Origin of the sequence: Oligosphaera ethanolica (assembly GCF_030814695.1) — a bacterium.
Taxonomy (GTDB): Bacteria; Verrucomicrobiota; Lentisphaeria; order Oligosphaerales; family Oligosphaeraceae; genus Oligosphaera; species Oligosphaera ethanolica.
Window position 1 is genome coordinate 4,230,873 of the sequence record NZ_JAUSVL010000001.1, and the last position, 13,475, is coordinate 4,244,347.

The 13,475-nt window shown below is 62.5% G+C and carries 8 protein-coding genes; 2 read left to right on the top strand and 6 right to left on the bottom strand.

Annotated elements, in window-relative coordinates:
• The first annotated feature begins 30 nt into the window (after positions 1-30).
• The gene (locus J3R75_RS14790; RefSeq protein WP_307263021.1) at positions 31-2,127 is read left to right on the top strand and encodes a DUF2339 domain-containing protein; all 2,097 of its coding nucleotides are present in this window, start codon (positions 31-33) and stop codon (positions 2,125-2,127) included.
• Between the two features lie 41 nt (positions 2,128-2,168).
• A complete protein-coding gene (locus J3R75_RS14795) occupies positions 2,169-3,512 on the top strand; it encodes a hypothetical protein (RefSeq protein WP_307263023.1) in 1,344 nt (447 codons plus the stop codon).
• A 44-nt stretch (positions 3,513-3,556) separates the two neighbouring features.
• Here J3R75_RS14795 and murJ read toward each other — a convergent pair whose 3' ends face one another.
• From murJ to J3R75_RS14825, 6 genes are all read right to left on the bottom strand, one after another.
• On the bottom strand, positions 3,557-5,245 hold the full coding sequence (murJ, locus tag J3R75_RS14800) for a murein biosynthesis integral membrane protein MurJ (protein WP_307263024.1): 1,689 nt from the start codon (positions 5,243-5,245) through the stop codon (positions 3,557-3,559).
• A gap of 209 nt (positions 5,246-5,454) precedes the next feature.
• Positions 5,455-7,449: a glycosyltransferase family 4 protein gene (locus J3R75_RS14805; protein WP_307263026.1), complete on the bottom strand. Its 1,995-nt coding sequence runs from the start codon at positions 7,447-7,449 to the stop codon at positions 5,455-5,457.
• Between the two features lie 87 nt (positions 7,450-7,536).
• Positions 7,537-8,952 carry an adenosylhomocysteinase gene (ahcY, locus tag J3R75_RS14810; protein WP_307263028.1) on the bottom strand — a complete coding sequence of 472 codons (1,416 nt, stop codon included), beginning with the start codon at positions 8,950-8,952 and terminating at the stop codon, positions 7,537-7,539.
• A 69-nt stretch (positions 8,953-9,021) separates the two neighbouring features.
• Positions 9,022-10,017, bottom strand: a complete 996-nt coding sequence (locus J3R75_RS14815) for an adenosine kinase (protein WP_307263030.1) — start codon at positions 10,015-10,017, stop codon at positions 9,022-9,024.
• Positions 10,018-10,097: 80 nt separating this feature from the next.
• Positions 10,098-11,282, bottom strand: a complete 1,185-nt coding sequence (metK, locus tag J3R75_RS14820; RefSeq protein WP_307263032.1) for a methionine adenosyltransferase — start codon at positions 11,280-11,282, stop codon at positions 10,098-10,100.
• Between the two features lie 153 nt (positions 11,283-11,435).
• On the bottom strand, positions 11,436-13,475 hold the full coding sequence (locus J3R75_RS14825) for a DUF6785 family protein (RefSeq protein ID WP_307263035.1): 2,040 nt from the start codon (positions 13,473-13,475) through the stop codon (positions 11,436-11,438).

Consider the following 13,475-nt stretch of genomic DNA (forward strand, 5'->3'; position numbering starts at 1 on the left):
GCGGGTTCAGTTGCGCCGTCGGCATCGGCGGTGGCAGAGCGCAGTGCCTTTGAGCGCGCGGCGCTGGAGAAATTGCGCCAGGTTGGTTATTGGCTGTTGTGTGGTCAGAGCGAGGCGCCGGCGGCGGGCAGCATGGAGAAGATGGTGGCGACGACGTGGCTGTTGCGTTCAGGGGTGTTGGTGATTTTGTTCATGGTTGGCTTTTTGCTGCGACTGTCGATCAGCCGCGGCTGGCTGGCGCCGGAGGGGCGGGTTGCCTTGAGTGTGGCGGCGGGCGCAGCGTTGTTGGTATGGGGACTGCGGCTCCTGCCGGGTCGTTATCGGGCGTTTGGGCAGGCGGTGATGGGCATTGCGCTGGTGACCTTCTATTTTAGTGCCTTTGCGGCGACGAGCATGTATCATTTGCTGCCGGTACTGGCGAGTTTTGCCATTATGGCGTTGATCACGGCGGCAGCGGGCTTCATGGCGGTGCGTTTCAACACGGCGGCGGTGGCGGTGATTGCGCTGATTGGCGGCTATGGCACCCCGATCATGCTGAATACCGGCCAGAAGAATTATATCGGGCTTTTTGCGTACATGCTCGTGTTGGGCTTTGGCGTACTGGCGGTGGCGGTTCGTCGCAACTGGCTACCATTGAACTGGCTGGGGATGCTGTTCACTTACGTGTTGTTTGTGGGCGCGTGGCAGGCGCATTACGTCCCGGCGGATTTTCCGGTGCTGATGACGGCGCTGATACTGTTTTTCATGCAGTACTCTACGGTGGTCTTCATCCACAACGTATTGCGCAAGGAGGAATCAAGTACGCTTGAGCTCTTGGCTTTGCTGGTGAATGTGTCATTCTGCGTGGCGGGCGGTTACAGGCTGGTGGCCAGTGTGAGTGACGACCGGATCTGGAATGTGCCGTTGCTGCTGTTTCTGGCAGCGTTTTACGTCGCCCATGCGTATTGGCTGCTCCGGGCTAAAATACAGGATCGCGGCCTGCTGCTCTGTTTCATTGGCTTGAGTGCGCTGATGCTGACCTTGATCGTGCCCTTGGCGTTTTCGGCAGAATGGCTGGGCGCGGCGTGGGCGTTGCTGGCCTTGTTGATGCTGTGGCTCGGTTATGGCATGGACAGCCGTTTCCTGCGCAGCACGGCATGGGGGTTGTTCACGCTGGTGCTGATTCGCATGAGCTTCTGGGACTTTGGCGCGGCCTGCCGGAGCAACCGCGTGCGGATGGATACGCTGGCCCAGTATTGGCCTTTGCTGCTGGGGCGCCTGGTGCAGTTCGGTGTGCCACTGCTGTCTCTGGCCGCGGCCGCGCGCATGACGCAGCGGCCGCCGGCGCGTGCGGCCATGGCGGTGCCGGCGGCCTGTGACATCCCGCCACGGAAGCTGCCGGTGTCACTGCCCCTGTCGGTCTATATCGTGGTCGGCGTGCTATTTTTCATCTATTGGAATTTTGAGACCTACTGGACAATTGGTCGGCTTTTCCAGCCTTTTCAATTGCCGGCGCTGACCATGGTCTGGCTGGTGCTGGCCTTGCTTTGCGCTTGGACGGCGCTGCGTGCGGAGGGTGAGGACGCGGCGACCTGGCCGAAAATCCTTGGTCTCTGCGTGGCGGCGATACTGCTCAAGTTGTTTTTGTGGGATTTTCTGTCCTGGCAGCCGACTATTCGCCTGCTCTATCGCGGCGACTACAGCTGGCTGGGCGGCCTGATGCGCTTGGCGGATTTCGGGCCACTGATTGCCTTTTTGATCTTTGTCTGGCTGAATCTCGGCGGTCGTGATGCCGTGCTGGCGCGGGTCGCCGGCGCGCTGTGGCCGTTGTTGCTGTTTGTCTATCTGACCTGGGAGCTCAACAGCATGCTTTATTACTTTGTGCCGGGCTTGCGAGCTGGCGGCATATCGGTGCTGTGGGGGGCCTTTGCGGCGACGTTGGTGTATCGCGGCCTGCGGCAGCCATCGGCGTTGTTGCGCTACCTCGGTTTGGCGCTGTTTGCGTTGGTGGTGGGCAAGGTCTTCTTGTACGACTTGAGTCGGCTGAGCAATGTTTATCGGGTGGTGGCCTTCATGGGCTTTGGCTTCTTGCTGATGGCCGGCGCTTTCTTCTATTTGCGCTTCTGGCAGAACGAGGAAAGCAAGTGAACGACAACAATGCGAGCAAGCAGGAAAGAGCAGGAATGACAATGAAATACGCAGTATTGACCGCAGCCTTGCTGATGGCGGCCGGGTGTGAGCTGACGGCTGAACCGTGTTCTTTTCCCATCACGGGCTTGCCGAAGGCCAGTGCGGCCTTGGCGAGTCTGGAATTGCCGGTGTCGGCGCTGGCCGATCTAGGCGGGCGCGTCGAGTCCCTGCGGATCTACGACGCGCAGCGTCGTGAGACGCCATATTTGTGCGTGCCGGTGACCGCCAAGGGGCAGATCAGCCAGCGCGAGAAATGCCCGAGCAAAGTCTTGCTAGTGCGGGAAAAGAGTGGTGGCGGTGTGACGGTGGACTTCGAGTTGCTGGATGGCGCGCCGCAGCCCACGGGGCTGACCATCGACACGCCGTTGCGGCGCTTCGAGCAGCTGGTGACCTTGTCCGGCGAGATTGATGGCAGCTGGCAGGTCCTGGTGCCCGACGCGTTGATTTTTGAGAGCAGCGGGCTGCTGGCCATGCGTCACAACGAGCTGCGTTTTCCCATGGCGTCCTGCCGGCGTTTTCGGTTGGACATCAGCAAAGTGAGCATCGAACGGCAGGCCGAACTGCGGCAGGTGACGCGGGTGATCAACGCCGACGGCGTGGTCTCCAGCGTGGAAAGCACGGTTGTGCGCGACGAGGCGTTTAAAATCGGCGCGGTGGAATTCTGGCGCGAGAAAGCCGTGGCAGTCGATGGCGCGGTAAAGAGCCTGGACTATCCCGTTAAGGCTATGCAGCGGGAATGGCTTGCCGAGAAAAAACAGAGCGTATACACGCTGACGCCCGAGTGCTACCCGGTGACCGGCGTGGAGATCGTCAGCTCCGAACGCAATTACCACCGCAAGGTGCAAGTGCTGCGGGAGCAGGGCACGACGATGCAGCCGTGGCACAGCGGCGCGGTGTCGGCCATTCGCTTGCCGGGCTTTGAGAAAGTCAGCAGTGGTCTGAGTATTTCCGAGGTCGAGGCTGGCAAGATACGCGTGATCATTGATGAGCACGACAATCCACCGCTGGAGATTAGCGAGATACGCCTGCAGACGCCGGCGCGGCAGCTGCTGTTTTTTGCCGAGCCGCAGCGGGTGCCCTATCTGCTGACGGCGGTAGAAAAAGGACCGGCGCCGGTATATGAGCAGCACGACATTATCCGGGACGCCTGGGCAAGCAAGGCGGCGCTGCAGCCAGCCAGCCTGGGCGAACGTCAGGGCACGCCGATGGAACTGACGCCACCGGCGGGGCCCAAAGTGCCGCGTTGGGCGCTGATCGTGGTGCTGGCGATGGCGGCTTATGCGCTGGGTTTCGGCGTCTACAAGGCCGCGCAGAGTGCCCAGGCTGTGGAACGGCCGAAATGATGGGCGGCGGCGTTGCCGAGCAGACTACTGCCGCCTGGTGTACATCAGCTGGCTGAGGCCGTGGCGTTTTTCTTTTTGAGGACCTTTTCTACCGCCCACATGATCATCTGGCGTGGCTCGGCCAATCTGAGGGCGAAGGATCCGGCCAGATAGACGATGCCGCCGGCGGCGCCGGCGATGACGATGCGCATGGCGATGCGCACGCGGCTGATGTGCACGTCGCTGCCGCTGCCGAGCTGTTCCAGGGCTTTGCTGATGCCGTCGGGGAAGACCTTGTCCACGCCGGTGGAGACCAGCCAGGTGACGGCGCCGACGGCGACGGACAGCACGGCGAGCTTGAAGAAGAAAACACTGATGTCGCGCCGGTGGAACATGGGCGTACTGCGTTCAAGATAGATGGCCAAGGCGGCGCTTTTCAAGCAACGCGAGATGACGAAGCCCAGGGCTACGACCACCAGTGCGCCTTGCGGCGTGACGCCAACGAAGACGATGTAGATGTAGCTGAGCATGACGCTGAACATGGATGAGATCACGCCGATGACGGTGACCGAAACCGTCCGCTGATCGGCGAAATAGCCCTGCATGAGGACGCATTCGACGGCGGCGGCGGGCAGCACCAGGCAGTAGCAGGCGGTGGAGAGGCCCGCCCAGGACGCCAGTTCAATGCCGGTTTTGCCGCCGAGGAAAATCAGCACCGAGATGGGGCCGCCAAGGACAAAGAGCAGCACCGCGGCCGGCACAAACACGGCCAGCAGCAGTTTGCAGGATGAGCCGAGGACCATGCCGAGTTTCTCGCGGTCGCGCTGGCTGACCAGTTCGCAGAGGAAGGGAAAGAGCGCGATCTGCAGGGCGTAGGGAACCAGCCATTGAATGGTGGCGAAGAGCTTGCGGCCGAGGTCGTTGGCCATGAGGATGCCCTGCTGGTCGATATGGGTCAGGATGTAGATGTTGTTGAAGTTGTCGCGGACTTTGGCGAAGATGATGCCGGCGAGCAGGGGCAGCATGAGCAGGAGCATGGTGCGGAAGGCCGGATTGCGCCAGTCCAGCGAGGGCCGCAGATAGCGCAGGCGTTTGGCCAGGCCGACGGCGTGGGTGAGAATCTTGGCGGCGCTGCCGAAGAGAATGCCCAAAAATAGCGCCCGGTAGTCCAAGCCGAAGACTTTCATGCCGATGACCAGGCCGAGGATGATGCAGACCTTGGTTGAGGCATCGCCGAATGCTGCCAGGAAGAACTTCTTGTAGCCATTGAGCAGCATGTAGGTCGTCGAGCCCAACGAGAGGAAGAACAGGGCCGGCGCGAGTACCTGCAGACTCTGGCGCAGCAGGCGGTAGCGGGAGGGATCCTCGGCTTCCGTCCACTTGGTGAAGAGGCCGATAAAGAAATCGGGAAAACAGACGATGGAAGAGATGACGGCAATGAGCACGAGGGATTGAAAAGTCAGGACGATGTTGGTGAAATGCCAAGCGGCCTTTTCGTCCTTGGTTTCCTTTTCCTTCATGAAGAGACTGAGAAAGGTCGGCCCGATGACTTCTTCGCCGATGAGGAAGAGGCTGTTGATGACGCCGGTGAAAGCGACGACCATGATGGGCTCGTAGAGGGACGCATCCAGAAACTGCGTTGCAAATTTGACCTGGATGAGGCCGGCGAACTTTAAGCAGATATGGGCGATGCCGACGATGAAGCTGGCTTTGATGATGCGATCGGCGAGGGTTTTGTTGGCGCTGCTGCTCAAAATACCGCTCCTTGCTGCGTGCGGGATACCATTCGAATAGCGTGGGCTGGGGAGGAGATCGGGTTTTAGCGCCAGGCACGGGGCGGCGGTGTGGATACTTACGGGTGAACTCAGGGCACGCCGGGCCGGCACTAGCGCATGGCCCTACAACGTACCAGAACGCGCGGGGCTTTGCCGCAGTCGCAAGAAAAACGCGTCAGGCAGTGATATTAGTGCCCGGCTTGGGTGAGATTGCGGAAAAGATCGGCGCGGATGCCGGCGAGTTTGCGGGCATCGAAGCGGCTTTCGATGAGTTGCCGGGCGTTTTTGCAGCGTCGCTTGCATTCGTCCCGCTGGGCGCAGCATTCGCTGATGACGGCGGCGAGATGTTCGGGGCTGAGTGGGTCGACGGGCCAGCCGGTGTCTGGGTTGAGGACTTCACCGAGGCTGCCGAACAGGCTGCCGACGACCGGCAGGCCGCTGGCCATGGCTTCGGTGACGACGTTGGGGATGCCGTCGCGGTCGCCGTCGGCGGTGACGACGCTGGGCATGCAGAGGCAGCTGGCCTGTTGGATATGTGTGCGGACGGCATCGGGCGGTAGGACGCCGGTCCAGGTGATGAGACTGTCGAGGTCAAGGGTGTTGGCCTGGGTCCTCAGCTCATCTTCCAGTGGGCCGGCGCCGACGATAGTCAGGCGGACGTCGCTGTGCTGCTGTTTGAGGAGACTGATGGCGTTGAGGAGTATGGCAATGCCCTTTTTGGGGACGAGGCGGCCAATGAAGAGCAGGCGGGCGGGGCCCTCGACCTGTCTTTCGGGCTGGAAGGGCCAAGTGTCGAGAAGGATACCGTGATAGAGGACATTTAGGCGGTCCTGGCAGGTGGGACAGTGGCTTCTGAAGGCTTGTGCGGCGGCTTGATTGCAGACGGTGATGAAGGCGGCGGGGCTGAAGAGCCGCCGGCGGGGATATTTGCATGCGTGGATATCGAAGGCGTGGATGCCGACGCTGTAGCTGATACCGAGGTACTGAGCGACATCGGCGGCGAGGAGCGCTGCCACGTCGGCGAATTCGGCGTGGATGTGGCCGATGCGTTTATCCCGGCATTCGGTGAGGAGGCGCCGGCGCAGTTTGCGGTGACTGAGCAGGGACAGCTGGGCGTGAATGGCGTCAGGCAGGAGCCGGGCGATGAGTTTGTGCCAGCGGTCGCTGCGGTCTTTGCCGGCGCTGGGTGCGGGCGCGGTGTCGCTGAGGAGGGTGACCTTGGGCCAGCCAGGCTGGCACTCGCAGTCGCCGGGGTAAAGCGCAACGGGGAGAAGGGGAAGGTTTTCGGCCTGAAGGAGTCGCAGGTCTTGACGCAGGAAGGTCTCGCTCCAGCGCGGATAGGCCGTAAGCAGGTAGAGAATGGGCCTGCCGGCCGATGGTGGCGCCTGGATCAAATGACGGAGATGCCAGGCGCGACGCAGGCGGAAGACGAAGCTGATGGCCCAGAGCAGGGCAAGTGCTGCAAGCACAACGAGCAGGGTGGAAGCAATGCGGGCCATGCGCAGTTGCAGCTCTTCCAGGCCGGAGAGGGCGTGGCGGCCATGCAGCGTCAGCGGCAGCGACGCCAGGGCGGCAACGGGCCGGCGGATGACGACCACGAGTCGGCCACGGCCCAACGGGCGCTCGCGAATAGCTAGCGGCGCGCAGGGGCGCAGGGGCATGACGGCCTCGCCGCGCTCGTCGTCAAGGCGATGGCGGACAAAGTTGGCGAAGTCGTCTTCCCAAAGGAGTGTGCCGAAGTCGTCGTAGAGTTGAATGACGCCGATGGCGGCGTGGAGCAGCCCGACGAGGTCGTCGGGCGATTGTGCGGCAGCGGGGCGAGGGGCTTCGTCGGTGGTGGCGTCTGGCGCGTCGTCGCCCGTGCCGGCGCTGGCCGTTTTTGCGTCCGAGCTTAGGTCAGCCGTGTTGGCTGGCTTGACGGCGGGCATGCCCGCTTGGACTGGCAGACGCAGTTCGAGGGTGACGCCCTTGGGGAAGGCAATGTCGTGGGTGAAGGGCAGCGACTGCTCGCCGGCGCTGGCCAGTGACAGCTCGCCCTGGCAGACAGCGGTGTTTTTGGCGATGTCGAGCCGGCTGCGCATGGACTGCGCGGAGCGACGCCAGGACCACGCGTAGTTGCATGCGATGATGCTCAAGGCCAAGGCCAGGATGATGCCGAATGACGGCGCAATGAGTTTCTTCATAACGGCCTCCCGGGCGGTAGCTGCTGACGACTGGCGCGGCTGGCAACGACGCGGCTTGGTGGTCGTGCCATCGCGGTCCAGCTGCGTTCAGTAGCGGTAATGATCGGGCTTGTATGGGCCTGCGGCGGGCACGCCGATGTAGGCGGCTTGTTTGGGTGACAGGGACGTCAGGCGGACGCCGAGCTTGCCGAGGTGCAGGCGGGCGACTTCCTCGTCGAGTTTTTTCTCCAGGCGGTAGACGCCGACGGGCAGTTTTTCGCTGGCCAGTTTGATATGGGCGAGGACCTGGTTGGTGAACGAGCAGCTCATGACGAAGCTGGGGTGGCCGGTGGCGCAGCCGAGGTTGACGAGGCGGCCGTCGGCGAGGAGGATGATGCAATGACCGTCGGGATAGATATACTTGTCCACCTGGGGTTTGATATTGACATGTTTGATGCCGGGGGTGGCCTTCATGGCGGCGACTTGAATTTCGTTGTCAAAGTGGCCGATATTGCAGACGATGGCGTGGTCTTTCATGGCGGCGAGGTGCTTGGCGGTGATGACCTCGCAGTTACCGGTGCAGGTGACGACGATGTCGGCGCAGTTGATGACGTCATCAAGGAGGACGACTTCGTAGCCGGCCATGACGGCCTGGAGGGCGCAGATGGGGTCGACTTCGGTGACCAGGACGCGAGCGCCGAAGCCACGCAGCGACTGAGCGCAGCCCTTGCCGACATCGCCGTAGCCGCAGACGACACAGACCTTGCCGGCGATCATCACGTCGGTCGCGCGTTTGATGCCGTCCACTAGTGATTCGCGGCAGCCGTAGAGATTATCGAATTTGGACTTGGTGACCGAGTCGTTGACATTGATGGCGGGGACGAGGAGGCGTCCGGCTTCGTGGCGTTGATAGAGTCTGTGGACGCCGGTGGTGGTTTCTTCGGATACGCCCTGCCATTCGGCGCAGAGGCGCGACCACTTGTGCGGGTCGCTGGCGATGCTTTTGGCCAGACAGGCGACGAGCTCGCGTTCATCTTCGGAGGCATCAGCGGCGGCGGCGAGGGGGCTGCTGCCCTTTTCGGCTTCGACGCCGAGGTGGAGCATGAGGGTCGCGTCGCCGCCGTCATCGACGACGAGGTTAGGGCCTTTGCCGCCAGGGAAGCTGAGTGCCTGGCAGGTGCATTCCCAGTAGTCGGCGAGAGACTCGCCTTTCCAGGCGAAGACGGCGACGCCGGTGGCGGCGATGGCGGCGGCGGCGGAGTCCCTGGTGGAGAAGATGTTGCAGGAGCACCAGCGGACTTCGGCGCCGAGCTCGACGAGGGTCTCGATCAGCACGGCGGTCTCGGTGGTCATGTGCAGGCTGCCCATGATGCGCTTGCCCTTGAGGGGCTTGAGCGGGCCGTATTTTTCCCGCACGGCCATGAGGCCGGGCATCTCGATTTCAGCGAGGGCGATTTCCTTGCGGCCGAGATCGGCCAGCGTGGGGTCGGCAATCCAGTAACGGTCGGTCTTGACAATGCTCATGATGCTATCCTTGGCGGCTGCGGTGATGGGGCGGTTGCTGATGAAAAAGAGGTGGGCCTGACGAGGCGTTCAAGCGGGCAGGTCGCGTCGGATGGCCGTCCAGACGTCGTCGGGAATGACGGCGCCGGTGACCTGCACGACGGCAGCGGCGACCTTGGCGCCAAGCTCGGCGGCGGCGTGCAGTGGCCAGCCTCTGAGCCAGCCGTAGAGGAAACCCGCCGCCCAGAGATCGCCAGCGCCAGTGCTGTCGATGGCCTTGACGCTGCAGGCTGGCACGGCGATGACCTCGCCACCGCGTTCGCGGAGGCGGACGCCCTGGCGGCCGAGTTTGAGGACGGCCAGCGGGCAGTGCGCAGCAAGCGCGTCCAGGCCGGCAACGGGGTCGTTGCTGCCGCAGAAGGCGGCGGCTTCCTGTTCGTTGGCGAAGACGGCGTGGACGTAGTCGCGCAGTAGCACGGGGAGAATGTCCTTGGCGGCGAGGACGACCTCGGGTGCGGAGAGGTCCAGGCAGATGACCATGCCGGCGGCGCGGGCCAGGTCGAGGGCGCGGAAGGTCAGTTCGCGGCTGAAGAGCGCGTAGCCTTCGCAGTAGAAATGGCTGTAGCCGCGGAAGTCGTCCAGGCTGAGTTCGTCGGGGCGGAGGGTGGCGGCGGCGCCCATGTAGGTGCGCATGGTGCGTTCGGAGTCTGGGGTGATGAGGGAGAGGCAGCGGCCGGTGTCGGTGTCGCCGGTGGCCTTGAAGGGCGTGGTGTCAACGCCGGCGCGTTGCATGTCCTGGCGGTAGAAGACGCCAGCGTCGTCGAGGCCGATTTTGGCTAGGAGGGCGGCTTTGCCGCCAAGCTTTGCGTAGCCGACGATGGTGTTGGCGGCCGAGCCGCCGGGGGCTTGTCGCGGCGCCTGTGGGAGGCGTCTGACGATGGCGGCCATGGTATGGCTGTCAACGAGTTCGGTGCCGCCTTTGATGCCGGGGATGCTGGCGCGGAAATCCTCGTCAACATGGGCGAGGACGTCCACCAAGGCGCTGCCGAAGCCGAGAACGGAAGCTGTTACGAGTGCTGTAGTCATGTGCTTGCGGGTGCTGTCGCTGTCGGCGCGGTGGGTATTCGGAGCAGGGAAGGGCGATGGGATGTCGGCTGGCGTGTGGGTCAGGCGAGGGCGGCGAGCAGCTCGTTGACCTTGTCGGTCTTTTCCCAGGGGAAGCCGTCGCGGCCGAAGTGGCCATAGGCGGCGGTCTGGCGGTAGGTCCAGCCGTCGGGTCTGGTCAGGCCAAGGGCGTCAATGATGGCGGCGGGGCGGAAATCGAAGATTTTGCCTGCCATGAGCTGGTCGATGAGGCGCACCTCGTCCACCTTGCCGGTGCCGAAGGTGTCAACATTGATGCTGAGGGGCTTGGCGATACCGATGGCGTAGGACACCTGCACCTCGCAGCGGTCGGCCAGGCCGGCGGCGACGATGTTCTTGGCCACGCAGCGCGCCATGTAAGCCGCCGAGCGATCGACCTTGGACGGGTCCTTGCCCGAGAAAGCGCCGCCGCCGTGGCGGCCGATGCCGCCGTAGGTGTCGACGATGATTTTGCGGCCGGTGAGGCCGGTGTCGCCATCGGGGCCGCCGATGACGAAGCGGCCGGTGGGATTGATGTAAAAGTCGATGTCGTCGTTGAGGAACTCGGCGGGAATGACATCGCCAATGACGTGATGGACGAGTTTTTCGAGTTGCTCGCGGGGCATTTCCGGGCGATGCTGGTGCGAGACGACGATGTTCTGGATGCTTGCGGGCATGCCATTTTCGTAGACGAAGGACACCTGGCTCTTGGCATCCGGGCGGAGAAAGCCATAGCGGGCGGGGTCTTGATGACGGAGTTGGGCCAGGCGTTCGACGATTTTGTGCGCGTAGTAAATGGTCGCCGGCATGAGGGCCGGCGTTTCGTTGCAGGCGTAGCCGAACATCATACCCTGGTCGCCGGCGCCCTGTTCGCGGCTCAGGCTGGTCTCGGCGTCCACGCCCTGGGCGATGTCGGGTGACTGTTTGCGCAGGCAGATCATGACGCGGGCGTCATCGGCGCTGAAGCCGGTGTCGGGATCGGTGTAGCCGATATCGCGGACGACCTGCCGGGCAAGGCGTTCCCAATTGACATTGGCTTTGGTGCTGATTTCGCCGGAGAGGACAATGAGGTTGTTGGTGGCGAGGGTTTCGCAGGCCACGCGGCTGAGCGGGTCCTGCTTGAGGCATTCGTCGAGTATTGCGTCGGATATTTGATCGCAGACCTTGTCGGGATGGCCTTCGGACACGGATTCGGAGGTTAAGACGTGACGCGTCTTGCCAATATTCATGATGGGATTCCTTTATGGGAGGGTGCGAACTCGTTGCTGCCTAAGGCGAGGCCGACAGCGTTATTCGTAATATATCCTGACAAGGGCCAAAAGCACTCGCGGCGGAGTGCTTTTGGTAGCATGTTTCACGTTGGCCAAGGGCGAGAAACGGGCTTAGCCGAGCAGTACTCGGAAGGCCTTGGGGACTTCGCTGGTAATTAGGTAGTAGATGGCCGCGGTGATGCTGGGGACGATGGCGCCGAGGATTTCGCCGGCGATTAGTCCGAGCATGAGCGGGCGGACCTTGCCGTAGACGCCGTTGCCCCCGTACTTGATGACGAGGGTTTTGGCGAGCCAGCCGATGAAGAACGACCCGGCGAAGGGCGTGAGGTGGGTGGTATTCCAGGTGACGAAGAGCAGCGGGTGCAGCGGCCACCAGGTGAAGCGCAGACGCGCGGCGCTGACCAGCAGCACCAGGACAAAGCCGACGAAGAAGCACCACATGCTCAGCGGGTGGGGGCTGATGTCCGCAAAGCGGCCCCAGCCGGCGACGGCTTCGGAGCTTTCCAGCATGCCCTGGGCGATGAGTTTGCGTTTGACGGCGATGGCGTTGTCGAACTGCATTTTGGGCACGGCCTGCTCGGCCCAGGTTTCCCAGATGGCGCTGCCGCGGTCATACTGCATGTAGAGGGTGAGGGGAACGGCGACGGCGAGGCCGACGATGAGGGCCAGGGCGGCGCAGATACTGGCTTTGCCCATGGGCTGGCGGTGCTTGTCCAGCAGTTTGAGGGAGTTCATCATGAAGGGCATGAGGGATTCGCGGGGGTCGCAGACGAGGACGACGGAGATGATCTGCATGATCAGGAGGGTGCGCGGACCGAGGTTGGCGATTCCCAGGAAGCCCCAGATGATGCAGCAGGGGAAGATGTTGGACTGGAGATGGAAGAGGCCGGATTCGCAGATGATGCGGCTCATGACCACGTAGAAGATCACCAGCACGGCGGTGTACATGACGGCCAGCTGCCAGTCCAGGCCGGCGTAAACCAGCTGGCCGACGAAGATGAGCGTGAAGAAGATAAAGAAACGGCAGCCCCAGATGGAGAGGTAGTCTGCTTCCTTGTTCTTGCGGCCGAAGGCGGCGCGGATGACATTCCAGTAGTAATGTCGGCCGGTGTAGGCCATGGCCAGGAAGAGGCCGAGGTTGCTGCCGAAGAGCATGAACATGCGAGGTTTGAGGCCGGTGTACCAGTAGCTGCCTTCGACGACTTGGTTGATGTCAATGCCGTAACCGACCAGAAAGCCAGTGACCAGGGCCCACAGCCACGGGGCCATGGCGAAGGTCAGCGAGATGTCACTGGGAATGAGGAAGCACAGGCCGATGACGGTGAAGTAAAGGGTTGGACCGAAAAGGCCGCCGCCGCCGCCGCGGGCGATCATGGGGAATTTGCGCTGGAAGGGCCAGAGGTCCAGGCGGAGCTTGACGGGAATGAGCTCATCGGGAAACCAGATGCAGAGGTAGTTGTTGAGGTGGATGGCGAGTACGAACACGGTGCCGATCCAGAAGAGGCGAGTCATCAGCACCGACCCGGCCTGACCGTTGGGCCCAGGCAGAAAGGAGTCGACGAAGGACGCGATGGGGTAGGGAATGTGCTCGTGGGTCGCCCATTGTTTATGGAGGACAAGGGCGAGGGCGATGAGTGCAAACCACAGGCAGAACAGCATGGGCAGCCAAAAGACGAACGGCTGGACCCAGGCGCCCCAAGGCACTTCCGAAATGGCGACGTGGTCGCTGCCGATGCCCAGGCCCTGGACAAAGCCGCCGAGGACGTAGTCTTCATTTTCCGGCGTTACCACCGGCAGCATTTTCTGGGGGACGTAATCAAGGATCTGCTGCTCGCGCCAGGACGCGTCGAGCTTCTGGTAATGTGTCGGTAGCAGCAGGGATGACGTGAAGGTGCGCAGCAGCCCCGAACCGGGCAGACAACAGGATGCCAGAGTGATGGACAAGGCCAAAGCCAGCTCGCCAGCCCGGAATTTATAGCGGCGCAGCAGAGGGTTAATGAGAACGACGAAGATGATCAGGGTGCCGTACACACTGACTGGCATGTTGTTGCCAACCAGGTAAGTCTGCATGAGAATCCGGTCGTTGAAAAAACTGAAACCACAGACGCCAAGAACACCCAGGAACCCCAGCAATATTGCGCGTAAGGACAT

Bases quoted from the DNA above. Each gene is read 5' to 3' on its own strand.
- metK (WP_307263032.1), bottom strand. From the start codon at position 11,282: ATGAATATTGGCAAGACGCGTCACGTCTTAACCTCCGAATCCGTGTCC.
- J3R75_RS14815 (WP_307263030.1), bottom strand. From the start codon at position 10,017: ATGACTACAGCACTCGTAACAGCTTCCGTTCTCGGCTTCGGCAGCGCC.
- ahcY (WP_307263028.1), bottom strand. From the start codon at position 8,952: ATGAGCATTGTCAAGACCGACCGTTACTGGATTGCCGACCCCACGCTG.
- J3R75_RS14795 (WP_307263023.1), top strand. From the start codon at position 2,169: ATGAAATACGCAGTATTGACCGCAGCCTTGCTGATGGCGGCCGGGTGT.
- J3R75_RS14805 (WP_307263026.1), bottom strand. From the start codon at position 7,449: ATGAAGAAACTCATTGCGCCGTCATTCGGCATCATCCTGGCCTTGGCC.
- J3R75_RS14825 (WP_307263035.1), bottom strand. From the start codon at position 13,475: ATGTCCTTACGCGCAATATTGCTGGGGTTCCTGGGTGTTCTTGGCGTC.